Origin of the sequence: Simplicispira psychrophila DSM 11588, assembly GCF_000688255.1 — a bacterium.
GTDB classification, from domain to species: Bacteria; Pseudomonadota; Gammaproteobacteria; order Burkholderiales; family Burkholderiaceae_C; genus Simplicispira; species Simplicispira psychrophila.
The window spans coordinates 38,454-61,777 of the sequence record NZ_JHYS01000003.1 but is presented as its reverse complement, the minus strand read 5'-3'; the positions used below and the strand labels follow the sequence as shown (position 1 = coordinate 61,777).

Genomic DNA, 23,324 nt, shown 5'->3' with positions numbered 1-23,324 from the left:
TCAGCGGCTCGCGGCGTTAACTCAGCTGGATAGAGTACCCGGCTTCTACCCGGGCTGTCGGGGGTTCGAGTCCCTCACGCCGCGCCATCGTCCAGCCTCCTAGCTGAAGGCCTTGGCAATTGCGGGAGGCGCATCTACCTGGTACAGGTACTGGCGCAAAAATAGTGAACTGCTGCGACAATCAAAGTCGCCCCATCACACCATTGCCCGATGTCCTCTACCCTGCCCTGGCTGGAGCCACAAGATCCATTTCCTCCACCCCACCATGCCTGGGGAAGAGACGCTCCGGCACCCGGCCTGCTGGCCGCCGGCGGCGTACTGGATGTAGCACATCTGCTCAGTGCCTATCGCCAGGGTACTTTTCCGTGGTTCAGCGCGGGCCAGCCGGTATTGTGGTGGTCCCCCGACCCACGCATGGTGTTGCAACCCGGCACCTTTCGTTTGCACCACTCCCTGCGCAAGACCTTGCAAAAATTCCGCGCCAATCCACGCTGCGAGATTCGCATCGACCATGGCTTTGGCGCTGTCATGCATGCCTGTGCCAATGCCGTTCGCCACAACCAGCACGGCACCTGGATCCTGCCCGAAATGGTGGCGGCTTATGAAGCTTTCCATGCTGCCGGCCACGCCCACAGTGTGGAAACATGGATCGATGACAAACTGGCAGGTGGCCTCTATTGCGTCAGCTTGGGACACGCCGTTTTTGGCGAATCGATGTTTGCACACACCACCGATGCCTCCAAAATCGCCCTCGCTGCCTTGGTATGCCTGTGCCGGCGTGGGGGCGTAGCACTCATCGATTGTCAGCAAAACACGCCGCACCTGGCCTCCCTCGGTGCCCATGAAATTGCCCGCGCACAGTTTCTGCAACACTTGCAACAAGCCCACACCCAACCGAGCATCGACTGGAGTTTTGATTCCCTGCTTTGGAACGAGCTGGTGCCCTCTGCGGCACTGACGCCATGACGCAACTCCACGAGCTTCCTTTTCAAACATTGCAGTTCTACGCCACAGCGGCGTATGCCTGCAGCTATTTGCCCGATCGGCAAGCACGCTCACAAGTCGCCACACCCGCCCACCTGGTGCGCAGCGAGGCTTACTCCGCCTTGGTCGCACAGGGATTTCGGCGCAGCGGCCTTTTCACGTATCGCCCGTACTGCGACGGTTGCCAAGCCTGCACACCCCTGCGCGTGCTGGCGCAGGAATTTGTGCCTGACCGCAGCCAACGCCGTGCCGGCAAGCGCCATGCCGACCTGCAAACGCGCGTGCTGCATCCAAGCTTTGTGCCCGAGCATTACCAGCTTTATCTGCGCTACCAGAGCGGCCGCCATGCCGGTGGCGGCATGGACCACGACAGCGTGGACCAATACACGCAATTTTTATTGCAAAGCCGCGTCGATTCGCGTCTGGTGGAGTTTCGCCAGCCCAATGGCCACAGCGCCGATGGCACGCTCAAGATGGTGTCAATTCTGGATGTGCTTGATGATGGTCTGTCAGCGGTTTACACGTTTTACGAACCCGAGGCCAACTGCAGCTATGGCACCTATAACGTACTGTGGCAAATCGAACAGGCACGTCAGATGGAACTGGCCCATGTGTACCTGGGTTACTGGATTGAGGCCAGCAGCAAAATGAACTACAAGGCACTTTTTTTACCCCACGAAGTCCGCGTGCAAGAGCAGTGGCAACGTATGGAACGGCACAAAGACGCAGTCTGAGCGCCATTCAATTTCACATGGTAAAATTCACGACTCCTTCCAAGAGTTTGCTACCATGAAAAAAATCGATCCTGCAATACCCGTCAAGCCCAGTGTTCAGGTGATCGAACGCATGTTTGCGCTGATCGATGTTCTCGCCTCGCGCGAAGAAGCCATTTCCCTGAAAGAAATCAGCGAAAAAACAGGACTACACCCTTCGACCACCCACCGCATCCTCAACGATTTGGCCACAGGACGGTTTGTTGACCGGCCAGAATCCGGCAGCTACCGGCTGGGCATGCGGTTGCTGGAACTGGGTAACTTGGTTAAAGGGCGTTTGAACGTGCGTGATGCTGCGCTGGTGCCCATGCGCGACCTGCACAAACTGATACAGCAACCCGTCAATCTGAGCATGCGCCAGGGCGATGAGATCATCTATGTAGAACGCGCGTACAGCGAGCGCTCAGGGATGCAGGTCGTACGCGCCATTGGTGGCCGGGCGCCACTGCATCTGACCTCCACTGGAAAATTGTTTTTGGCGGCAGACGATCCACAGCGCGTGCGTGCTTACGCCACGCGCACCGGCTTGCCCGGACAGACGCGTAACAGCATCACGCAACTACTGACCCTGGAACGTGAACTGGCCAAGGCACGGCAATACGGCGTGGCCCGCGATAACGAAGAACTGGAATTGGGAGTGCGCTGCATTGCTGCCGGCGTGTATGACGACCAAGGCAAACTGGTAGCCGGTTTGTCCATTTCAGCGCCGGCCAGTCGGCTCGAAGAAGAGTGGTTGCCCAAATTGCAGTCTACGGCCAATGGCATTTCAGTGGCCCTGGGCTACAAGGGCACGCCAGCCAGCTTCTGAGAATAGGTGCACGCCCTGCCATACCAAGCACAGGCCTGTCAGTGCGCGTCGCCCACTGGGATACAAATCGATGGGTGATCAGAGTGGCCCATCAACGGGCAGCCGCTATCTGTGGCGCTGCAGAGCGCAGCGCCGGCTTGGATTCAACCCAGTGGCGCACCCGTTCGGCATCAGCCAGACGGCTGAATTTTCCAGCCGAATCTAGGAACACCATGATCAGCTTGCGCCCAGCAATTTGCGTTTGCATCACCAAGCAACGCCCAGCCTCTGAGATATAGCCGGTTTTTTGCAAGCCAATATCCCAAGATGGACTGCGGACCAAGCGGTTGGTGTTGTTGTATTGCAAGGTACGTTTGCCGACGGCCACCTCATAGCCGGGTGACGTGGAGAACTCGCGCAGCACCGGATCGCTGTGTGCCACGTTGACCAAAATAGCCAGATCTCGTGCGCTAGACTGGTTCTTGCTGGACAACCCGGTGGGTTCGACGTAGCGCGTATCGACCATCCCCAACGTACGCGCTGTAGCATTCATTTGCGCCACAAAGGCAACTAGACCACCAGGGTAAGTGCGACCCAGCGCATTGGCAGCGCGGTTTTCGCTCGACATCAGTGCCAGATGCAGCATTTCGCGCCGGGTCAAAGTGGTACCCACCATCAGGCGTGAGCGGCTGCCCTTTTCGGTATCCACATCGTCCTGCGTGATGGTGATGGGCTCATCCATGGGCAGACGCGCCTTGCTGATGAGGTGGCCTGTCATCAGTTTGGTGAGCGATGCAATGGGCAACACCGCATGGTCGTTTTTACTCAGCAAGATCTCTTTCGTATCCTGATCGATGATCAGGGCCACGCTGGACTTGAGGTCTAACGGATCGCTCAGTGCGTGCAGCCCGGCCATTTCGCCAAACGACAGTTTAGCGGGGGCGTCATAAACCGCACGTATCGGAGCACGAACAGAAGCTGCCGTAGCACGTGACACCTTGACCGCTGAAGAGGGAACAGCACGCCCGCCCTTGGCAATCGACACTGAAGCAGCACGTGCCACCTTGGCACGAGTAACAACTTTACGCGGCGCAGCGCGCGACGTCGAGCGCTTGACACTGACCGAACTGACCTGATGCTTTTTGACAGGTGATTTTTTGCGCTCTGCGGCGTGGGCGCCTGGTGCAGCCAGGGCAACGCCCAGAGCCACCACGCTCAGCACCTTAAAAAACGAGCGTAACGCAGTCCGGGAAGGGCGATGCATCAAAATATCTCCAAACGAAAAATTGTCTGCCAGTGTAGCAAAGTGAAAAAATCGCGCAAGATCAACAACTTGCGCGACTCTTCCATAATCTAGGTGAGATTATAAGTTGGCTACTCTTCCTGCAGTCACTTTTTCGACACAATTCAGCCCTGGGCAGCCACCCGCTCGGCCTTGCTGTGCAGCTTGTTCAGTGCATGGAGATAGGCTTTGGCAGATGCGACCACAATGTCCGGATCTGCGCCCACACCATTGACAACCCGGCCGCTGTTTTGTAAACGTACCGTGACTTCGCCCTGACTTTCAGTGGAGCCACTGATGGCGTTGACCGAATACAGCACCATCTCGGCACCACTTTGGGCGTGCGCCTCAATCGCCTTGAGCGATGCGTCCACCGGGCCATTGCCTTCGGCCTCGCTGGTCACTTCTTTGCCATCGACGGTAAACACCACGCGCGCGTAAGGCCGTTCGCCAGTTTCGCTGTGCTGCACCAACGACACAAAGCCGTATTGTTCTTGCACATTGGCCAAGCTCTCATCATTAACCAACGCCAGAATGTCTTCGTCAAAAATCTCGCTTTTACGGTCAGCCAGCTCCTTGAAACGGGCAAACGCGGCATTGGTTTCGACTTCGCTCTCCAAACTGACACCCAACTCTTGCAAGCGCTGCTTAAAGGCGTTGCGACCGCTCAGTTTGCCCAGCACGATCTTGTTGGCGCTCCAGCCAACGTCCTCAGCGCGCATGATTTCGTAGGTATCGCGCGCCTTGAGCACACCATCCTGGTGAATGCCACTGGCGTGGGCGAAAGCATTGGCACCGACCACAGCCTTGTTGGGCTGCACCACAAAACCGGTGATTTGGCTGACCATGCGGCTGGCGGCAAGGATGTGCTGTGCATCAATGTTCAGATCCAAATTGAAATAATCACGCCGCGTCTTGACCGCCATGACGACTTCTTCCAGGGCGCAGTTGCCCGCGCGCTCGCCCAGGCCATTGATGGTGCACTCGATCTGCCGCGCGCCACCGATCTTCACACCAGCCAACGAGTTCGCCACCGCCATGCCCAGGTCGTTGTGGCAATGCACCGACCAGATCGCCTTGTCACTGTTGGGCACACGCTCGCGCAGTGTTTTGATGAAATTGCCGTACAACTCAGGAATGGCGTAACCGACGGTATCGGGCACATTGATGGTGGTGGCGCCTTCGTTAATTACCGCCTCAATCACACGGCACAAAAAGTCCATATCGCTGCGATAGCCGTCTTCTGGGCTGAACTCAATGTCAGCGCACAAATTGCGAGCAAAGCGCACCGACTGTTTGGCCTGCTCCAGCACCTGCTCGGGTGACATGCGCAGTTTTTTCTCCATGTGCAGCGCTGAGGTGGCAATGAAGGTGTGGATGCGTGCGCGGTTGGCACCTTTCAAGGCTTCGGCCGCCCGGGAAATATCGCGGTCGTTCGCGCGCGAAAGCGAGCAGATGGTCGCGTCCTTGATCGAATTGGCGATCAACTGCACGGCATCGAAGTCCCCATTCGAACTGGCGGCAAATCCGGCTTCGATCACGTCCACCTTGAGACGCTCCAACTGGCGGGCAATGCGCAGTTTCTCATCCTTGGTCATGGAAGCGCCGGGCGACTGCTCGCCGTCACGCAAGGTGGTGTCAAAAATGATCAATTGGTCAGCCATGTCTTTACTCCTGATTCCTGATTACGGTGTGCCTGCAACGTGAAAATTTCGGTTTCCCAAACAAAAAGGCCCGTTGCGGGTGCATACGGGCCTTTGAGGAAAAGAGTGCGCGCGCGCCCTAATGTCTCCGCCCGTGAGGGGGTAGCAGTAGGGCCAGGGCAAACATTTTCATGTCGTGCAATGTAGCACAGCTCCAAGGGACGCGTCGATGCTATTTATGAAGACCACGCTCGTCGGGCTCATCAGTAGAAATGCTGATCACACTGCTGTGCTGGCCTTTGGCCTTGCGCCAGGCATAGACCGCATAGCCGCTCAAACCATACAGCACAAAAATGCCGAACAGCACGATAGGCGGGTGGATGTTGATGATGGCAATGGCCAGCGCAATCAGCACGATGACGACAAAAGGCACGCTTTTTTTCATTTGCACGTCTTTGAAGCTATAAAAAGGCACGTTGGTCACCATCGTCAGGCCCGCATACAGCGTAAAGCCAAACATGATCCAGGTGATTTGTCCCCAGCTCAGCCAATACGCATCCATGCCGCGATGCACGCCCAGCTCCGTCATCAACCAGATGAAGCCGGCCACCAGAGCCGCAGCAGCCGGCGATGGCAAGCCCTGAAAGTAACGCTTGTCCACCACGCTGGTATTGACGTTAAAGCGGGCCAAGCGCAGCGCAGCGCAAGCGCAATACACAAAAGCGGCAATCCAGCCCCAGCGACCCAAGCCTTTGAGCGACCACTCATAAGCGATCAGCGCCGGTGCAGCACCAAAAGACACCATGTCCGAGAGCGAATCCATCTGCTCACCAAACGCACTTTGGGTATTGGTCATACGCGCGACGCGGCCATCTAGGCTGTCGAGCACCATGGCGCAAAAAACCCCAATGGCGGCCAGATCAAAACGCCCATTCATGGCCATCACCACAGAATAAAAACCACCGAACAACGCTGCCAGCGTGAACAGATTGGGCAAGATATAAATGCCCTTGCGGCGCTTGCGCAACACCACGCCGGAGTCTTGGCGGAAATCGTTGCCGTCATGCATCAAATGGACCTCCAGCGCATATCCAGTATGCGCTTGCAGCTATTAAAACGATAGTGTTTTACGATTTTATACACTGCTCAAGTGTAGCTGTACGCAGAAACAGCCCGGAGCCGGCGTTCGCAGAAAACAAAAGCGCTGGCGCAAAAAAACAAAGGCCACCGAAGTGGCCTTTACAAGAGCGGCTGCCGCGTGGCAGTGCTATCAATTGCGGGTCTGGTCGACCAGCTTATTCTTGCTGATCCAAGGCATCATGGAGCGCAGCTGGCCGCCGACTTTTTCGATGGCGTGGTCAGCGTTCATGCGGCGGCGGGCCGTCATGCTCGGATAATTGGTCTTACCTTCCTGGATGAACATCTTGGCGTATTCACCGGACTGGATGCGCTTCAAGGCATTGCGCATGGCGGCGCGCGACTGCTCGTTGATGACTTCGGTACCGGTCACGTACTCGCCGTACTCGGCGTTGTTCGAGATCGAGTAGTTCATGTTGGCGATGCCGCCTTCATACATCAGGTCAACGATCAACTTCAGCTCGTGCAAGCACTCGAAGTAGGCCATTTCGGGGGCGTAGCCGGCTTCGGTCAGGGTTTCAAAACCCATCTTCACCAGTTCGACCGCACCGCCGCACAGCACGGCTTGCTCGCCGAACAGATCGGTTTCGGTTTCTTCTTTGAAGTCGGTTTCGATGATGCCGCCTTTGCCGCCGCCGTTGGCCGAAGCGTAGGACAGGGCCAAGTCACGCGCTTTGCCGGACTTGTCTTGGTAGACAGCGATCAAAGTGGGCACACCGCCGCCTTTGAGGTATTCCGAGCGCACGGTGTGGCCTGGGCCTTTAGGAGCAACCATCACCACATCCAAGTCAGCGCGCGGGATGACTTGGTTGTAGTGCACGTTAAAACCGTGGGCAAAGGCCAGCGTGGCGCCTTGCTTCATGTTCGGGGCGACGTTGTTGTTGTAGACCTCAGGGATGTTCTCATCAGGCAACAGCATCATGACCAGGTCGGCGGCTTTGACGGCCTCGTCCACTTCCATCACGTTCAAGCCCGCTTTGGCGACCTTGTCCCACGATGCGCCACCCTTGCGCAGACCGACTACGACCTTGACGCCGCTTTCGTTCAGGTTTTGCGCGTGTGCATGGCCTTGGCTGCCGTAGCCAATGATGGCGACAGTCTTGCCCTTGATCAGGCTCAGGTCACAGTCTTTGTCGTAGAAAACTTTCATTTTTGCTCCAGTGCGTATGCGTTGTTGGTTGGGATAAAAAGCTTGGATTGTCTTACACGCGCAGCACGCGTTCGCCGCGACCGATCCCACTGGCGCCGGTACGCACGGTTTCCAGAATGGCGGTGCGATCCAGCGCCTGCAAAAAAGCGTCGTTTTTGACTTGGTCGCCAGTCAGTTCGATGGTGTAGCTCTTGTCGGTGACGTCGATGATGCGGCCCCGGAAAATGTCGGCCATGCGCTTCATTTCTTCGCGCTCTTTGCCAACGGCGCGCACTTTCACCATCATCAGCTCGCGCTCGGTGTAGGCGCCTTCGGTCAGGTCCACCACCTTGACCACTTCAATCAGGCGGTTCAGGTGCTTGGTGATTTGCTCAATCACTTCGTCTGAGCCGGTGGTTTGGATCGTCATGCGCGACAGCGAAGGATCTTCGGTCGGCGCTACGGTGAGCGATTCAATGTTGTAGCCCCGCGCTGAGAACAGCCCGACCACGCGCGAGAGCGCACCGGCTTCGTTTTCTAGCAAGACAGCAATGATATGTTTCATAAGTGCAGATTCCTCATTTCGCTGCCCTCGCCTGCACACGGTAATGCGCGGGTTTGGCAGGCAATAGATTCGTCAAAAATAATAGCTGCTAGCGCTTGACTAGCAAGGGCTAGAGGCCGATTTTACCTAAATTAAAGGTCTTCCGAGCCCAGCAGCATTTCCGTCAGACCCTTACCAGCCTGAATCATCGGGAACACGTTTTCGGTCGGGTCGGTGCGGAAGTCCATGAACACGGTGCGATCTTTGAGCTTGCGGGCTTCGCGCAGTGCCGGCTCCACGTCTTGTGGACGTTCGATCAGCATACCGACGTGGCCATACGCCTCGGCCAGTTTGACGAAGTTGGGCAGCGCATCCATGTAGCTGTGGCTGTAGCGGCCCGAGTATTCGATCTCTTGCCACTGGCGCACCATGCCCAGATAGCGGTTGTTCAGCGCGCAAATCTTGATCGGCGTGTTGTATTGCAAGCAGGTGGACAACTCCTGGATGTTCATCTGCACCGAGCCTTCGCCGGTGATACAGAACACTTCGGAGTCCGGCTTGGCCAGCTTGATGCCCATGGCGTAAGGCACGCCCACGCCCATGGTGCCCAAACCGCCGGAGTTGATCCAGCGGCGTGGCTCGTCAAAGCGGTAGTACTGCGCCGCCCACATCTGGTGCTGGCCCACGTCGGAGGTGACGTAAGCGTCAGCGTCCTTGGTCATGTTCCACAGCGTCTCGACCACGTATTGCGGCTTGATGACGTCGGAGCTGCCCATGTCGTATTTGAGGCAGTCGCGCTGGCGCCAGCCTTCAATCGTGTCCCACCACGCCGCCAGAGCACCGGCGTCGGCGCGGGTGGTGGTCTCGCGGATCATCGAAATCAGTTCGGTCAGCACGTCTTTGACGTCGCCAACGATCGGGATATCGACCTTGACGCGCTTGGAGATGCTGGACGGGTCAATATCGACGTGGATGATCTTGCGGTCGTTTTGTGCAAAGTGCTTGGGGTTGCCAATCACGCGGTCGTCAAAACGCGCGCCGACGGCCAGCAGCACATCGCAGTGCTGCATGGCGTTATTGGCCTCGACCGTGCCGTGCATCCCCGGCATACCGAGGTATTTGCGGTCACTGGCCGGGAAGGCGCCCAAACCCATCAGCGTATTGGTGATGGGGTAGCCGAGCATGTTGACCAGCGTGCGCAACTCTTCAGTGGCATTGCCCAGCAACACACCGCCGCCGGTGTAGATGAACGGACGCTTGGCGGTCAACAACAATTGCAGGGCCTTGCGAATTTGCCCACCGTGGCCTTTGCGCACGGGGTTGTACGAACGCATTTCAACGCTCTTGGGGTAGCCGGTGTAGGTCGCTTTTTGGAAGGACACATCCTTCGGAATATCGACCACCACCGGGCCGGGACGGCCAGTGCGGGCGATATGAAAAGCCTTTTTCAGCGTCATCGCCAAGTCGCGCGGGTCTTTGACGAGGAAGTTGTGCTTGACGATGGGGCGGGTGATGCCGACGGTGTCGCACTCTTGGAAGGCATCCAGACCAATCGCCGCCGTAGGCACCTGGCCGGTGATGATCACCATCGGGATGCTGTCCATGTAGGCAGTGGCAATGCCGGTGACGGCGTTGGTCACGCCGGGGCCGGAAGTGACCAGGGCCACACCGACCTCGCCCGTGGCGCGCGCATAGCCATCGGCGGCGTGCACGGCAGCCTGCTCGTGGCGCACCAGCACATGCTGCATGGTGTCCTGCTTGTACAGGGCATCGTAAATGTAGAGAACCGCGCCGCCGGGATAGCCCCAGATGTATTGCACGCCTTCAGCCTGCAAGGCTTTGACGAGAATTTCAGCGCCCATGAGCTCTTGGGATTCGGGGGGGTTTTGTGCTGCGGCGGCTGCCGCTGCTAAGGCGTTTTCAGCCCTGTTGATTTCCATGATGAACCTTTGTGATTTTCTCTAACGAAAAACCTTCGGTGCCCCTTGCGCTGACTCTCGTGAAGCCGGCTCGGAACTTGAGGCCAAGGACATGGGCGAGAAGATGACTGCGCCGGACCGTGACCCGTTTGCCTTTAAATTGCAGGCGCCATTATTGCACCGCACCATCAGGGAATTGCGCCTAATTGAAAAAAATTGATCCAATGCCATAATCCAGCGCCCACGCCCGCCCTCCTTTCAGCCTGAACACTTTTGGCTTCTGAACAAGAACTCTCCGATTTCCTCAAAAGCGTAGAAAAACGCGCCTTCAAGCGTTCGCTCTACCACGTACGCAATGAGGAATCGGCCCTGGACATCGTGCAAGACAGCATGATGAAGCTGTCCGAGCATTACGGCGACAAACCCGCCAACGAATTGCCGATGCTGTTCCATCGCATCCTGTCCAACTGCACGCTGGACTGGTTTCGGCGCCAGAAAACGCACAATGCACTGTTCTCGCATCTGAGCGATTTTGAAAAACCAGGCGACGAAGGTGGCGAATTTGACCTGCTGGAAGCCTGGGCCGGCCCCGACAATGGCGAACGCGCCCAAAGCGCTGAAGATCTGGCGCGGCGCGGCCAAACACTGCGCGATATTGAAATAGAGATCCAACAGCTGCCAGCTCGTCAACGAGAGGCGTTTTTGATGCGTTATTGGGAGGAGATGGATGTCGCTGAAACGGCCGCCGCCATGGGCTGCTCTGAAGGCAGCGTCAAAACCCACTGCTTTCGTGCCGTTCAGGCCCTGAGCAAAGCACTCAAGGCCAAAGGAATTGAACTATGAACACCTCGCATCTGCCCTCCCCTGAAGTAGCTGCTGAACGCTTTGCGCGCCGCATCACTGCACGCCTGACTGAAGGCACAGGCACATTGCCTTATGACATTTCCGAGCGTCTGCGCGCCACGCGCGTCCAAGCCGTGGCAAAACGCAAAAGAACCTTGCTCGTACCCCACACCGCCCCTGTCGTAGCCCAGTCTGGCTCCAGTGCCGCTCTGGGCTGGTGGGGTAGCGAGGGTGGCAACTGGTGGCGCGCCCTGCTGTCTGCAGTGCCGGTGCTGGCCTTGGTGGCTGGTTTGGTGGTGATCAATTTGTCACAAGATGAACACGGCACGACGGAAGTGGCTGAAGTGGACGCTGCCCTGCTCACCGATGATTTGCCGCCCGCCGCCTATGCCGATCCGGGATTTGCGCAATTTCTTAAAATCGGCGCAACACAAAGCAACTAAGCTTCTTTCACGCCTACATGTACGCATCTTCCCCTGACGCCCGCCGTACAACGCCAGCCTTCGTGCTGGCGTTGGCCTTGCTGGGCGCCTTGACCTTTGGTGGTTTTCAGGTGTGGCAACAAGGGCGGATGGCGCCCGGCACGGTGGTACCAGCAGAGGCATTTGCCGCCTCCTCAACTGCACACAGCCATCACCTGCAGTCAGAAAAAAACCCCACGCCAACCCCTGGGCCGGCTTGGGAGCAACTCGATGCGGCACAAAAAATAGCGTTGCAACCCCTGGCACCACGCTGGGCCATTCTGAGCGAGCTGCAAAAGCGTCGCTGGCTGGCTCTTGCTAAAAATTTCCCCGCGCTACCGCCCACAGAACAGGAACGGCTGCACGCCCGCATGTCTGAATGGGCCAGCCTCAGCGCCCAGCAGCGCAGCCAGGCGCGGTTCAATTACGCTGTCACCAGCAAACTCTCCGCCGACAGCAAACGTGCCCAATGGGAGGCTTATCAAGCCTTGAGCGCCGAAGAAAAAAATCGTCTGGCCGCCGCCGCGACACGCCGCTCCATGGGCGCTGCCACGGCTGTGCGCCCCGTCGCAACGCGCAAACTGGCCAAAGTGCCGGCAGCGACTGCTGCCGCCAACAACCCGGCCAACCCACCCAAAATTCCGGCTACAGCAGATTGGGTTACTCCGACCGCTACCGAGACAAAGCCAGTGGCTGTAGTAGAAACCGCGCCGGTCATTGTCCCGGTGGCTGTGCCAATCCCTCTGCCCCCCCTGACGCCCTCCACTGAGACTGCGGTACCGATGTCTCCAGACGCTGCAGCCCAGTATTCCCACTGATCCTCCCTCTGCTGCATGCCTGCCTCTACCCTGCATCCCTTGCCTGCATCCCCACCTGACGTCGCTCCCTGTCCTAGCCCGCTGCAAGCGCCGCGCCTGACGCGCCGGATGGCCTGCTGGTTGTACGAAGGCATCCTGATGTTTGGCGTGGTGTTTGTTGCCGGCTATCTGTTTGGCACCCTGAGTCAGACCCGCAACGCCATGGACAACCGCCATGCGCTACAGGCCTTTCTGTTTGTCGTGTTTGGCATTTATTTCACCTGGTTCTGGGCCAAGGGCCAGACTTTGGCGATGAAGACTTGGCACATGCGCGTGGTGGATGCCACCGGCCAACCGGTAACGCAAGCGCGTGCGCTGGGGCGCTATATGCTGAGCTGGCTGTGGTTCTTGCCACCGCTGGTCGCCATGGCGCCATTCTCGCTCTCCGCACCAGAAATTACCGTCCTGCTGATCGGCTGGGTGGCGGTGTGGGCACTTTTGAGCCGCTTTCATCCACAGCAGCAGTTCTGGCATGACGCATGGGCGGGCACCCGACTGGTACATTTCGAACCCGCCAAAAAATAGCGATAGTGCCGTCGGCGGCGCCTTGTCCATCAAAATGCCTTCCCCATGCCCTTGCCATCGACTCCCGCCCACGAACCCGTCAACGCACAAAAAAGCCGTACCGGCCTGCACCGTGTATGGCATGCCACACGCTACTCTCTCGACGGACTGCGCGCCGGCTGGGGTGAGACCGCCTTCCGCCAGGAAGCCCTGGCCGCCTTGATACTGCTGCCGCTGTCGTTATGGCTAGGCCAGAGCTGGATTGAAGTGGCGCTGCTCGGCGGCTCGGTGGTGTTGCTGATGGTGGTAGAACTACTCAACAGCGGCATCGAAGCGGTGATTGATCGCATCGGTCCAGAGTGGCACCCGCTGTCCAAGCAGGCCAAGGACATGGGCAGCGCCGCCGTCTTGCTCAGTGTGTTGTTGTGCGCCGGCATTTGGGCCGCAGCGCTTTTTCAAAGGTTTTTTCATGGCTGATCCGAGTTTTTCCATCTGCGTCTATTGCGGCTCACGCCCCGGAGAAAATCCGCTGTTTGCCGACGCTGCCCGCGCCGTGGGCGCCTGGATTGGCGAGCGTGGCGGCCAACTGGTGTATGGCGGCGGACGCAGTGGCCTGATGGGCATCGTCGCCGACGCGACCCAAGCCGCCGGTGGGCGCGTGGTGGGCGTGATTCCACAGACACTGGTAGACAAGGAGCATGCACGCACGGCCTGCGACGAATTGCACATCGTGCAGACCATGCACGAGCGCAAAGCCATGATGGCCGAACGCAGCAACGTTTTTCTGGCCCTGCCCGGCGGCATTGGCACGTTTGAAGAACTGTTTGAAGTCTGGACCTGGCGCCAGCTGGGCTACCACGACAAGCCCATCGGGCTGCTCAATATCGCCGGCTATTACGACGCCATGCTCGAATTTTTGCGTAGCAGCGTGGCGGGCGGCTTCATGAGCGAATGGCAAATGGGCCTGATGGAGACCAGTACCGACATCGACACCCTGCTGCCCCGGCTGGTACAAGCTGCCGCTACGGCAGTAACGCAGCCGGCGCTGCGCACGGTAATCTGACCACTCAACCCATTGCGTTTTAGATAGCGGCTTCGTCGAGGTCACCCGTGCGGATACGCACCACGCGCTCGATGGCAGTGATGAAAATCTTGCCGTCGCCAATTTTGCCGGTGCGCGCCACATTGACGATGGCATCGACGCAGCGATCCAGGTCTTCGGTCTTGACCACGACTTCAATTTTCACTTTGGGCAAAAAATCCACCACGTATTCGGCGCCGCGGTACAGCTCGGTATGGCCTTTTTGTCGACCAAAACCCTTGACTTCAGTGACCGTCAGGCCGGTGACGCCGCAATCGGCCAAGGCCTCGCGGACTTCTTCGAGCTTGAAAGGCTTGATGACGGCGGTGATCATTTTCATGGGGAAACTCCTGGGAATAACAAAAAAACAGTACGGACAGACAGCAAGAACACTAAGTTCTTAGGCCCGAAAACGATTGGTCACCGGATAGCGCCAATCCTTGCCAAAGCTGCGCCGCGTCAAACGCGGACCTAGCGGGGCCTGGCGGCGCTTGTATTCGTTGATCTGGATGAGGCGCGTGACACGCTCGACATCGGCTGCGGCAAAACCATCAGCGATCAGCGACGCAATGGATTCGTTGTTTTCCATATAGCGCACCACGATGGCATCCAGTACCTCATAGGCCGGCAGGCTGTCCTGGTCGGTCTGGTCCGGGCGCAGTTCGGCGCTGGGTGGGCGCGTGATGATGCGCTCAGGAATCGGGTTCAGCCCGGTGCCATACGGGTCGTGCGCATTGCGCCAGCGCGCCAGGGCATACACCGTGGTTTTCAGCACATCCTTGATGACAGCAAAACCACCGGCCATGTCGCCGTACAGCGTGCAGTAGCCCGTCGCCAGCTCGCTCTTGTTGCCGGTGGTCAGAACCACCGATCCAAATTTATTCGACAGCGCCATCAGCAGCGTGCCGCGAATGCGCGCTTGGAGGTTTTCTTCGGTGGTGTCTTCGGCGCGGCCAGCAAAGTCGGGGGCCAGCGCTGACTTGAAAGCCTCGAATGTGGGCGCAATGGCGATTTCGTCGCAGCGCACATGCATACGCGCCGCCATGTCGCGCGCATCAATGCCGCTGATGTCTGCGGTGTAGGGCGATGGCATCATCACCGCACGCACTTTGTTCGCACCCAGCGCATCGACAGCAATTGCCAATACCAAGGCAGAGTCCATACCGCCCGACAGGCCCAGCAGCGCGCCCGGAAAACCGTTTTTGCCAACATAGTCGCGCACCGCCAGCACCAGTGCCTCCCACAACTCGGCTTCGGGCGTGGCTTCGGGAGCGATTTCTGCTTCTATTTTAATAGCTGATAGCGCTTGTGTGACTTGGGTAAACACCAGTTTTTCTACAAATCCGGGCGCCCGGCCGGCCAGCGAGCCATCGGCATTCAAGGCAAACGAGCGGCCATCAAACACCAGCTCATCCTGCCCGCCCACCAAGTGCGCGTACACCAGCGGCAAGCCGGTTTGCTGCACCCGCGCGCGCATGGTTTGCTCGCGTTCGGTAGCCTTGCCCGCATGGAACGGCGAGGCATTGATGACCGCCAGCAACTGGGCGCCGGCCCGCGCACTGGCCTGCGCTGGCGCTTCCAGCCACGCATCTTCACAAATCAGCAGGCCGACGCGCACACCGCCAACCTCAAACACACAGGGCGACTGGCCGGGCGTAGGAGGGGTGAAGTAGCGTGTCTCGTCAAACACCCCATAGTCGGGCAGCGCGTGTTTGGCATAGGTCTGCTCAACCATGCCATGGCGCAATACGCTGGCAGCGTTGAAGCACGGCACCGTGCCATCGGCGCGCGCCGCGCCACGCTGGGGATGACCCAGCACCACGGCCAGGTCGTTCAACCCTGCACACGCAGCAGCCACGGCTTTCACGGCATCATCACAGGCCGCCAAAAAAGCCGGGCGCAAGAACAGGTCTTCGGCCGCATAACCGCACAGGGCCAATTCGGGCGTCAGCAGCAATTGCGCGCCGGCGGCATGGGCCTCGTGGGCGGCGGCAATGATTTGGTGCGTATTCCCGGGCAGATCGCCCACAACAAAATTAAGCTGCGCAGTGCAAATGGAGAGCGTCATGGAATGGAAAACGGCCCTTGTCGCCGGATGGAAGAACGCCTTGCCGACTGGGCGCTGCCCGAGGGCGGGCGACAGCGACAGGAGGCCACGTGGCTGAGGCAGCGATTATCACCCGCGTGTTCGATTCTCTGCAGGGCGTGGACGCGCAGGCTTGGAACGCCCTGCTGGCGTGCCAGTCGCAGCCGACGCCATTCATGCGCCACGCCTATTTGGCGGCATTGCAGGACAGTGGCAGCGCCACCCCTGCCACCGGCTGGACAGCGCGCTTTTTCACGCTATGGCAGGGTGACACGCTGATCGCCGCCTGTCCGCTGTACCTGAAAGAGCATTCGTATGGCGAGTACGTGTTTGACTGGGCTTGGGCGCGCGCCTATGCCGAGCACGGCCTGCACTATTACCCCAAGGCGGTAGTCGCGGTGCCCTTCACTCCCGTGCCCGGCACGCGCCTGATGGCACGGGATGCGCCAGCGCGCGCGGCTTTGGTGCAGGCGCTGCGTGCGTGGTGCGAGGAGGCCAGTGTGTCGTCGTTGCATGTGCTGTTTGCCAGCGACGAGGACATGGCCGCCTGCGCCAGCGCCGGGCTGATGCTGCGCCACACAGTGCAATTCCATTGGAACAATGCGCCGTACGCTGACTTTGATGGTTTTTTGGGCAGCCTGAACCAGGAGAAGCGCAAGAAAATCCGCCAGGAACGCCGCCGTGTCGCCGAAGCCGGCGTGACCTTCCGCTGGGCGCGCGGCCACGACATCGCGCCCTCTGACTGGGATTTTTTCTACCGCTGCTACGAACGCACCTATCTGGAACACGGCAACCCGCCCTACCTGACGCGTAATTTCTTTGCGCAGATGGAAAGCGACATGCCGGAGCACTGGGTGCTGTTCATCGCCGAGCGCCAAGGCCGCCCCATCGCTAGTAGCTTGATAGCTGTCAGCGCAGACCCCATAAGGGCTAGAGGCCAAAAAGACCAAAATTTCTATCCCCTGACAGCCTATGGCCGCTACTGGGGCGCGCTGGAGCGCGTGGACTGCCTGCACTTTGAAGCCTGCTATTACCAGCCACTGGAATGGTGCATCGCGCACGGCGTGCAGCGCTTTGAGGGCGGCGCACAGGGCGAGCACAAAATGGCACGCGCCCTGCTGCCGGTGCAGGCCCACAGCGCGCACTGGCTGGCGCACCCGGCGTTTGCCGATGCGGTGGACCGCTTTCTGGAACGTGAAGGCGAAGGGGTAGCGCAGTACTTGGACGAACTGCAGTCGCGCAGCCCGTTTCGCCAACCCTGAATCACCGCCATACCCTTGCCGACAGCGCGGACACCAGCGTCCCACTTTGCAGCCGTCTTTAAAGATGCATATCGTATGAATCTATTAAGACCCACGCAGGAGGCCCCCGATGATCTTTACTCCTCCCCCGGAGACGCGCCATGTCCAGCATTGAACAAGAAGCCCCTCTGACCCAGGCGCTGGAGCGCCCTTATCAGCACGGCTTTGTCACCGATATTGAATCCGAATCGCTGCCGCCCGGCTTGAACGAGGACACCATCCGCGCCATTTCGCGCATCAAGCGTGAGCCCGATTTTTTGCTGCAGTGGCGTCTGGCAGCCTTTGCGCGTTGGCAGACGATGGAGCAGCCGCACTGGGGGCAACTGAAGATTGCGCCCATTGATCTGCAAGCGCTGAGTTATTACTCCGCCCCCAAATCGCACAAAGATGGCCCGAAGAGCTTGGCCGAGGTGGATCCGAAACTGCTGGAAACCTACGAAAAGCTCGGCGTGCCGCTGCACGAGCGCGCCAAGCTGGCCGGCGTGGCGGTGGATGCGGTGTTTGATTCGGTGTCGGTCGGCACCACCTTCCGTGAACAGCTGGCCAAGGTCGGCGTGATTTTTTGCTCGTTCTCGCACGCCGTCGAACACCACCCCGAGCTGATCGAGCGCTACCTGGGCACCGTGGTGCCGCAGGGCGACAACTACTACGCGGCGCTTAATTCGGCGGTGTTTTCAGATGGCTCGTTTGTCTACATCCCCAAAGGCGTGCGTTGCCCGATGGAGCTGTCATCGTACTTTCGCATCAACGCCAAGGGCACCGGGCAGTTCGAGCGCACGCTGATCATTGCCGAAGAAGGTAGCCATGTGAGCTACTTGGAAGGCTGCACCGCGCCGCAGCGCGACGAGCACCAACTGCACGCCGCCGTGGTCGAGCTGGTGGCGCTGGACGATGCTTACATCAAGTATTCCACCGTGCAGAACTGGTACCCCGGCGACGAAAACGGCGTGGGCGGCATCTACAACTTTGTCACCAAGCGCGGCCTGTGCGCCGGCAAGCGCTCCCGCATTGCCTGGACGCAGATCGAGACCGGCTCTGCCATCACCTGGAAATACCCCAGCGTGGTGCTGCGCGGCGACGAATCGAGCGGCGAGTTTTATTCCATCGCCGTCTCCAACCACTTCCAGCAGGCCGACACCGGCACCAAGATGATCCACCTGGGGCGTAACACCAAGAGCCGCATCGTGGCCAAGGGCATCAGCGCCGGCCATGCGCAAAACAGCTACCGCGGCCTGGTGCGCATGTCGCCCGGTGCCGCCCATGCGCACAACCACACGCAGTGCGACTCGCTGTTGATCGGCCCGCACTGCGGCGCCCACACCTACCCGTACATCGACACCGCCTGCCACAGCGCCGTGGTCGAGCATGAAGCCACCACCACGCGCATCTCTGAGGAGCGGTTGTTTTATTGCCAGCAGCGCGGCATCGACCCCGAAGAGGCGACGGCGCTGATCGTCGGCGGCTTTTGCCAAGCGGTGCTGGAAGAGCTGCCGATGGAATTTGCCCTGGAGGCCAAGGCCTTGCTGGCGGTGTCGCTGGAAGGCGCGGTGGGTTGAGTCACTCGTTTTTATACAAAAAGTGCCTCTAGCCCTTATTCCACCAGCGCTATTAGCTATCAAAATTAAAAAGGACTCTCCATGACCACTTCCACTGCCTTGCTGCAAGTGCGCGACCTGCGCGTTCAAGTGGGCGACCACCACGTACTCAAGTCGGTGTCGCTCGACGTGGCGCCCGGCGCCCTGGTGGTGCTGATGGGCGCCAACGGCAGTGGCAAAAGCACGCTCGCCCTGACGCTGGCCGGCCACCCCAGCTACCACGTCACCAGCGGCCAGGCAACTTTTGCCGGGCAAGACCTGCTGGCCATGAACGTGCAGGAGCGTGCCCGCGCCGGCCTGTTTTTGTCCTTCCAGTCGCCACCCGACATTGCCGGCGTGAAAAACAACTTGTTCATCCGCACGGCCCTGAATGCCGTGCGCCAGGCACGCGACCAGGAACCGCTGGATGCCTTCGACTTTCTTGGCCAGGCGCGCACAGCAGCGCGCCAGCTGGGCCTGCCCGAAGCCATGTTGAGCCGCCCGGTGAATGAAGGCTTTTCCGGCGGCGAGCGCAAGCGCAACGAATTGCTGCAACTGGCGCTACTGCAACCGCGCTTGGCGCTGCTGGACGAGATCGACTCGGGCATGGACGTCGATGGCGTGCACGCTGTCGTGGCGCTGGTGCAGCAGTTGCGCGCCCAGGGCACGGCCTTTGTCATCGTCTCGCACTACCTGCAACTGATTGAGTTGCTGCAACCCGATGCCGTGCTGCGGCTAGACCAAGGCTGTATTGCCGAGACCGGTGATATCACACTGGCGCGGCACATCGCCCGCACCGGCTTTGCCCGCAGCACCGAACCGGTGGAGGCTTGAACACCATGGACACCGCACGCGCCGACATCCTGGCCGCCCGCGACCACCTGCACCAGCATGGCTGGATAGCGGCACGCAACGAATCCTTCCGCCATCTACGGCCGCCACCACTGGCCAGCTGGATGGGCAGCACCGACGCGCTGACTGCACCGACTGCACCGCCGTGTGACGCCTCGCCGCTGCAAGGCGCGGGCTGGACGCTGCACCCGGTCAGCCACACCGACCCGAGCCACATCACCGCACGCTGGCTCGACGCCAGCGATCCGCAGCAGCGCGCCGAGCTGTTCGCCGGCCTGCCACTGCCCGGCGCGGGCGACGCCGCACCCTTTGGCTGGGCGCACCGCGCGCTGTGCCAGCAAGGCCTGCGCCTGCACATCACTGCTGGCACAGCCGGCGCCAGCCAAGCGCCCACCGTCTGGCTGCAACTGCGCCACCAGCCCACGGCCAGCGTCGAAGCGCCGCTCTTAGTGCTGGAGCTGGCCGACGGCGTGCGCTGCGTGCTGCTGGAGACGCATGAGCGCAGCAGCCTGTCCTGCACGCACGGCGTCACGCAAAACCTGCAAATCCACCTGCGCCTGGGCCAAGGCGCCGTGCTGCAACATCTGCGCCAAGTGGCACCTGGGCCGCACGACCAAGTAGCCCACCAGGTACATGCGCAACTGGGCCGGCGCGCGCACTACGCCCAGGCGCTGATTGCCTCGGGCAGTGCCTACCACCTGCAGCGCAGCGCCATCGACCTGCAAGGCGCGCACGCCAGCGCGCGCACCGCCGGTCTGCTGCTGGCAGCCGATGCGGCGCTGGAGCAGCAAGTCCACACCACACACCACGCCGCCCACAGCCGCAGCCACGTCGAAATGCTGGTGCTGGCCAGCGGCAAGGCGCACGCCGTGGCCAACGCGCACAGCCACATCGCTGCAGGCGCCGATGCAGCCGACGTGCACCAGCGCCTGCACGGCATCCCGCTGACCGGCCAGCCGCGCTTGGTGCTGCGCCCGCACCTAGAGATCCACCACGACAACGTGCAAGCCGCGCACGGCGCTACCTGGGGCGCCCTGCCCGCAGACGCGCTGTTCTATGCCCGCCAGCGTGGCCTGGACGAGGACAGCGCACGCAGCCTGATCGTGCAGGGCATGGCCACTGCCCTGCTGGAGCGCGGCTTTGACGACCCCGAACTGGTCGCCACGCTGATGGCGGACGGCCAGCTGGCGCACGCCATGGCGCAGCACTTGGCGAATGCACAGGAGGTACACCATGTTTGACACCCCTTTGGCACCCACGCTGGACGCTGGCTCGGGCACCGATACGGGCACCAGCACCGATCTGCCAGCCTCCGTGCGCGCGCTGTTTCCGATATTGGTGCAGCGCATCCACGGCCATCCTCTGGCCTATCTGGACAACGCCGCTACCACGCAACTGCCGCTACCAGTGCTGGAGGCCATGCGCCGCTTTGAAGAGCATGACCGCGCCAACATCCACCGCGGCGTGCACCGCCTGAGCCAGCGTGCCACCGACGCCTTCGAGCAGGCGCGCAGCGATCTGAAACGCTTTGTCGGTGCGAACGCTGGGCACGAACTGGTGTTCACCTCGGGCACCACCGAGTCACTGAACTTGGTGGCGCACGGGCTGTCGGCCCCGCAGCTTGGCGGCGCCGTGCTGCAGCCGGGCGACGAGATCATCGTCAGCGGTCTGGAGCACCACGCCAACTTGGTGCCTTGGCAACAGGCGGCGCGGCGCAGCGGCGCCACGCTGCGCGTGCTGCTGCCCGATGCCCAAGGTCGTTTGCACCCGCAAGACCTGCAGGCTCTGCTGACGCCGCGCACGCGGCTGTTGGCCGTCACCGCCTGTTCCAACGCCATCGGCGAGACGCCGCCCTATGCCGCCCTGCTGGCGCTGGCCGCACAGGCCGGCGCGCTGACCGTGCTCGACGCGGCGCAGGCCATGGCGCACGCCGTGCCCGCGCTGTCGGCGCTGGACTGCGACTTCATGGCCTTCTCGGGTCACAAGATGTACGGCCCCATGGGCACCGGCGCCTTGGTCGGCCGGCGCGCCGCGCTGGAGCGCCTGGCACCGCTGCGCTACGGCGGCGACATGGTCGAGTGGGTGACGTATGCCGACGCCCAATTTGCCGCCCTGCCCAGCCGCCTCGAAGGCGGCACACCGAATGTCGCCGGCGCCATCGGCATGGCGGCGGCGGCGGCGTTTATCGAGCACACCGGGCGCAGCGCCATCGACGCCCACGTCAGCGCGCTGCGCGCCCATGCCGCCAGCGGCCTGGCCGCCATCGATGGCATCACGGTGCTGTCGCCGCAGGCCAACGACTCGGCCATCGTGTCGTTTGTCGCGCATAACGCGCACCCGCACGACATCGGCACCCTGCTTGACGAGCAAGGCATTGCCGTGCGCACCGGCCACCACTGTGCGCAGCCGCTGCTGGATCACCTGGGCCTGGGGCCGACGACACGCGCGTCCTTTGCGCTCTACAACAGCCACGCCGAGGTCGAGCGCCTGCTGGCCGGCGTGGCACGCGCCCTGGAGGTATTGCAATGAGCAGCGCAGAAAACGATCTTTACCAAGAAGTAGTGGTGGAACACAAACGCGCGCCGCGCAACTTTGGCCACCTAACCGCCCCAACGCACCAGGCGCGCGGCACCAACCCGCAGTGCGGCGACGATCTGCGTGTCGAGCTGGACGTGCAGCACGGCCAGGTGCACGACATCCGCTTCAGCGGCCAGGGCTGCGCCATCTGCATCGCCTCGGCATCGATGATGAGCGAGGCCGTCAAAGGCCATGCCGTCGCCGACGCGGAAAATTTGCAACAGCACTTTCGCGCCGTGCTGACCGGCCAGACCGAGCCGGACGACGCTTATCTGGGCAAACTCATCAGCCTGACCGGCGTGCGCCGCTACCCCAGCCGCATCAAGTGCGCGCTGCTGGGCTGGCATGCCCTCAGCCACGCCCTGGCCGATACAGCGCCGGCCGACGCGCCAACGGGGAACACGCCATGATGAAACGCCACCGCGAAGACGTGCTGGTGCAGCACACGGTACAGGTCGAATGCATTCCCGACGGCTCACTGATGGAACTGCGCGCCGGCACCCTGGCGCAGCTCACGCAGGCGCTGGGTTCCTCGTTCACGCTGGTGGTCCATGGGCAACTGGTGCGTCTCAAAGGGGCCGACGCCGCCGCCATCGGCAAAACGCCCCCGGCCAGCGTGGTGCTGCCGGACAAGATCGAGTTGAAAGACCTGAAAGACCTCCTCTGGCAAACCCTGGCCACCTGCTATGACCCGGAAATCCCGGTGAACATCGTTGAACTCGGGCTGATCTACGGCTGCGAGCTGGAAGCCATGGACGATGGAAAGATGCATGTACTGATCGACATGTCGCTGACGGCACCGGGCTGCGGCATGGGCGAATCGATTGCCGAAGAGGTCTGCGACAAAGTGCTGGCCCTGCCGCTGGTGGGCGAAATCACCGTCAATCTGGTGTTTGATCCACCTTGGGATCGCTCGCGCATGTCCGAAGCCGCACAGCTGACACTCGGCTTATAGCCGCGCCACCACCAAAAATTGATCTGTCTGGTGGG

At 60.6% G+C, this 23,324-nt stretch carries 24 protein-coding genes and 1 tRNA gene; 17 read left to right on the top strand and 8 right to left on the bottom strand.

From position 1 onward, the window contains the following. Positions 1-10 precede the first annotated feature (10 nt). The 4 genes from Q390_RS0104175 to Q390_RS0104160 all read left to right on the top strand — a co-directional run bounded on the left by Q390_RS0104175 (position 11) and on the right by Q390_RS0104160 (position 2,565). A tRNA-Arg gene (locus Q390_RS0104175) sits at positions 11-87 on the top strand. A 123-nt stretch (positions 88-210) separates the two neighbouring features. Then, positions 211-966: a leucyl/phenylalanyl-tRNA--protein transferase gene (gene aat, locus Q390_RS0104170; RefSeq protein ID WP_027994944.1), complete on the top strand. Its 756-nt coding sequence runs from the start codon at positions 211-213 to the stop codon at positions 964-966. After that, positions 963-1,718, top strand: coding sequence for an arginyltransferase (locus Q390_RS0104165; protein ID WP_027994943.1), 756 nt, complete (start codon positions 963-965; stop codon positions 1,716-1,718). The genes aat and Q390_RS0104165 overlap by 4 nt, the downstream gene beginning before the upstream one ends. Positions 1,719-1,773: 55 nt before the next feature. Next, positions 1,774-2,565 (top strand): IclR family transcriptional regulator, encoded by a 792-nt coding sequence (locus Q390_RS0104160; RefSeq protein ID WP_027994942.1) that lies wholly within the window; start codon positions 1,774-1,776, stop codon positions 2,563-2,565. Positions 2,566-2,656: 91 nt separating this feature from the next. Here Q390_RS0104160 and Q390_RS0104155 read toward each other — a convergent pair whose 3' ends face one another. The 6 genes from Q390_RS0104155 to Q390_RS0104125 form a co-directional block, all read right to left on the bottom strand. Beyond that, the gene (locus tag Q390_RS0104155) at positions 2,657-3,808 is read right to left on the bottom strand and encodes a serine hydrolase (protein ID WP_027994941.1); all 1,152 of its coding nucleotides are present in this window, start codon (positions 3,806-3,808) and stop codon (positions 2,657-2,659) included. A gap of 143 nt (positions 3,809-3,951) precedes the next feature. Beyond that, positions 3,952-5,490, bottom strand: coding sequence for a 2-isopropylmalate synthase (locus Q390_RS0104145; protein ID WP_027994940.1), 1,539 nt, complete (start codon positions 5,488-5,490; stop codon positions 3,952-3,954). Between the two features lie 211 nt (positions 5,491-5,701). Further along, the gene (pssA, locus tag Q390_RS0104140) at positions 5,702-6,538 is read right to left on the bottom strand and encodes a CDP-diacylglycerol--serine O-phosphatidyltransferase (protein ID WP_027994939.1); all 837 of its coding nucleotides are present in this window, start codon (positions 6,536-6,538) and stop codon (positions 5,702-5,704) included. Between the two features lie 201 nt (positions 6,539-6,739). Further along, positions 6,740-7,774, bottom strand: a complete 1,035-nt coding sequence (gene ilvC / locus Q390_RS0104135; RefSeq protein WP_281174774.1) for a ketol-acid reductoisomerase — start codon at positions 7,772-7,774, stop codon at positions 6,740-6,742. Between the two features lie 34 nt (positions 7,775-7,808). Next, positions 7,809-8,300, bottom strand: a complete 492-nt coding sequence (gene ilvN, locus Q390_RS0104130; RefSeq protein ID WP_027994937.1) for an acetolactate synthase small subunit — start codon at positions 8,298-8,300, stop codon at positions 7,809-7,811. 131 nt (positions 8,301-8,431) lie between these two features. Continuing rightward, positions 8,432-10,219: an acetolactate synthase 3 catalytic subunit gene (locus Q390_RS0104125; RefSeq protein WP_027994936.1), complete on the bottom strand. Its 1,788-nt coding sequence runs from the start codon at positions 10,217-10,219 to the stop codon at positions 8,432-8,434. A gap of 252 nt (positions 10,220-10,471) precedes the next feature. Between Q390_RS0104125 and Q390_RS0104120 the strand changes: the two genes are divergently transcribed. The 6 genes from Q390_RS0104120 to Q390_RS0104095 are packed head-to-tail and all read left to right on the top strand — an operon-like array spanning position 10,472 to position 13,926. Further along, a complete protein-coding gene (locus Q390_RS0104120) occupies positions 10,472-11,041 on the top strand; it encodes an RNA polymerase sigma factor (RefSeq protein ID WP_027994935.1) in 570 nt (189 codons plus the stop codon). Further along, positions 11,038-11,484, top strand: coding sequence for a DUF3619 family protein (locus tag Q390_RS0104115; RefSeq protein ID WP_027994934.1), 447 nt, complete (start codon positions 11,038-11,040; stop codon positions 11,482-11,484). The genes Q390_RS0104120 and Q390_RS0104115 overlap by 4 nt, the downstream gene beginning before the upstream one ends. Positions 11,485-11,501: 17 nt before the next feature. After that, positions 11,502-12,320 (top strand): DUF3106 domain-containing protein, encoded by an 819-nt coding sequence (locus Q390_RS0104110; RefSeq protein ID WP_027994933.1) that lies wholly within the window; start codon positions 11,502-11,504, stop codon positions 12,318-12,320. Between the two features lie 15 nt (positions 12,321-12,335). Beyond that, positions 12,336-12,884 (top strand): RDD family protein, encoded by a 549-nt coding sequence (locus tag Q390_RS0104105; protein WP_084153762.1) that lies wholly within the window; start codon positions 12,336-12,338, stop codon positions 12,882-12,884. A 45-nt stretch (positions 12,885-12,929) separates the two neighbouring features. Beyond that, a complete protein-coding gene (locus Q390_RS0104100; RefSeq protein ID WP_027994931.1) occupies positions 12,930-13,340 on the top strand; it encodes a diacylglycerol kinase in 411 nt (136 codons plus the stop codon). Then, on the top strand, positions 13,333-13,926 hold the full coding sequence (locus Q390_RS0104095; RefSeq protein ID WP_027994930.1) for an LOG family protein: 594 nt from the start codon (positions 13,333-13,335) through the stop codon (positions 13,924-13,926). Before Q390_RS0104100 ends, Q390_RS0104095 begins: the two co-directional genes overlap by 8 nt. 19 nt (positions 13,927-13,945) lie before the next feature. Here Q390_RS0104095 and Q390_RS0104090 read toward each other — a convergent pair whose 3' ends face one another. Then, positions 13,946-14,284 (bottom strand): P-II family nitrogen regulator, encoded by a 339-nt coding sequence (locus tag Q390_RS0104090; RefSeq protein ID WP_027994929.1) that lies wholly within the window; start codon positions 14,282-14,284, stop codon positions 13,946-13,948. Between the two features lie 60 nt (positions 14,285-14,344). Continuing rightward, positions 14,345-16,012 (bottom strand): NAD+ synthase, encoded by a 1,668-nt coding sequence (locus Q390_RS0104085; protein ID WP_027994928.1) that lies wholly within the window; start codon positions 16,010-16,012, stop codon positions 14,345-14,347. A gap of 89 nt (positions 16,013-16,101) precedes the next feature. Between Q390_RS0104085 and Q390_RS0104080 the strand changes: the two genes are divergently transcribed. The 7 genes from Q390_RS0104080 (at position 16,102) to sufT (ending at position 23,289) form a co-directional block, all read left to right on the top strand. Further along, the gene (locus Q390_RS0104080) at positions 16,102-17,292 is read left to right on the top strand and encodes a GNAT family N-acetyltransferase (RefSeq protein WP_027994927.1); all 1,191 of its coding nucleotides are present in this window, start codon (positions 16,102-16,104) and stop codon (positions 17,290-17,292) included. A 140-nt stretch (positions 17,293-17,432) separates the two neighbouring features. Beyond that, positions 17,433-18,887 carry a Fe-S cluster assembly protein SufB gene (gene sufB, locus Q390_RS0104075; protein WP_027994926.1) on the top strand — a complete coding sequence of 485 codons (1,455 nt, stop codon included), beginning with the start codon at positions 17,433-17,435 and terminating at the stop codon, positions 18,885-18,887. An 81-nt stretch (positions 18,888-18,968) separates the two neighbouring features. Next, positions 18,969-19,739 carry a Fe-S cluster assembly ATPase SufC gene (sufC, locus tag Q390_RS0104070; RefSeq protein ID WP_027994925.1) on the top strand — a complete coding sequence of 257 codons (771 nt, stop codon included), beginning with the start codon at positions 18,969-18,971 and terminating at the stop codon, positions 19,737-19,739. A gap of 5 nt (positions 19,740-19,744) precedes the next feature. Continuing rightward, positions 19,745-20,998: a SufD family Fe-S cluster assembly protein gene (locus tag Q390_RS0104065; RefSeq protein WP_027994924.1), complete on the top strand. Its 1,254-nt coding sequence runs from the start codon at positions 19,745-19,747 to the stop codon at positions 20,996-20,998. Then, on the top strand, positions 20,991-22,286 hold the full coding sequence (locus Q390_RS0104060) for an aminotransferase class V-fold PLP-dependent enzyme (protein WP_084153761.1): 1,296 nt from the start codon (positions 20,991-20,993) through the stop codon (positions 22,284-22,286). The genes Q390_RS0104065 and Q390_RS0104060 overlap by 8 nt, the downstream gene beginning before the upstream one ends. Beyond that, positions 22,283-22,744 carry a Fe-S cluster assembly sulfur transfer protein SufU gene (gene sufU, locus Q390_RS0104055; RefSeq protein ID WP_027994922.1) on the top strand — a complete coding sequence of 154 codons (462 nt, stop codon included), beginning with the start codon at positions 22,283-22,285 and terminating at the stop codon, positions 22,742-22,744. The genes Q390_RS0104060 and sufU overlap by 4 nt, the downstream gene beginning before the upstream one ends. Then, positions 22,744-23,289, top strand: a complete 546-nt coding sequence (gene sufT, locus Q390_RS0104050) for a putative Fe-S cluster assembly protein SufT (RefSeq protein WP_027994921.1) — start codon at positions 22,744-22,746, stop codon at positions 23,287-23,289. Before sufU ends, sufT begins: the two co-directional genes overlap by 1 nt. Positions 23,290-23,324 lie beyond the last annotated feature (35 nt).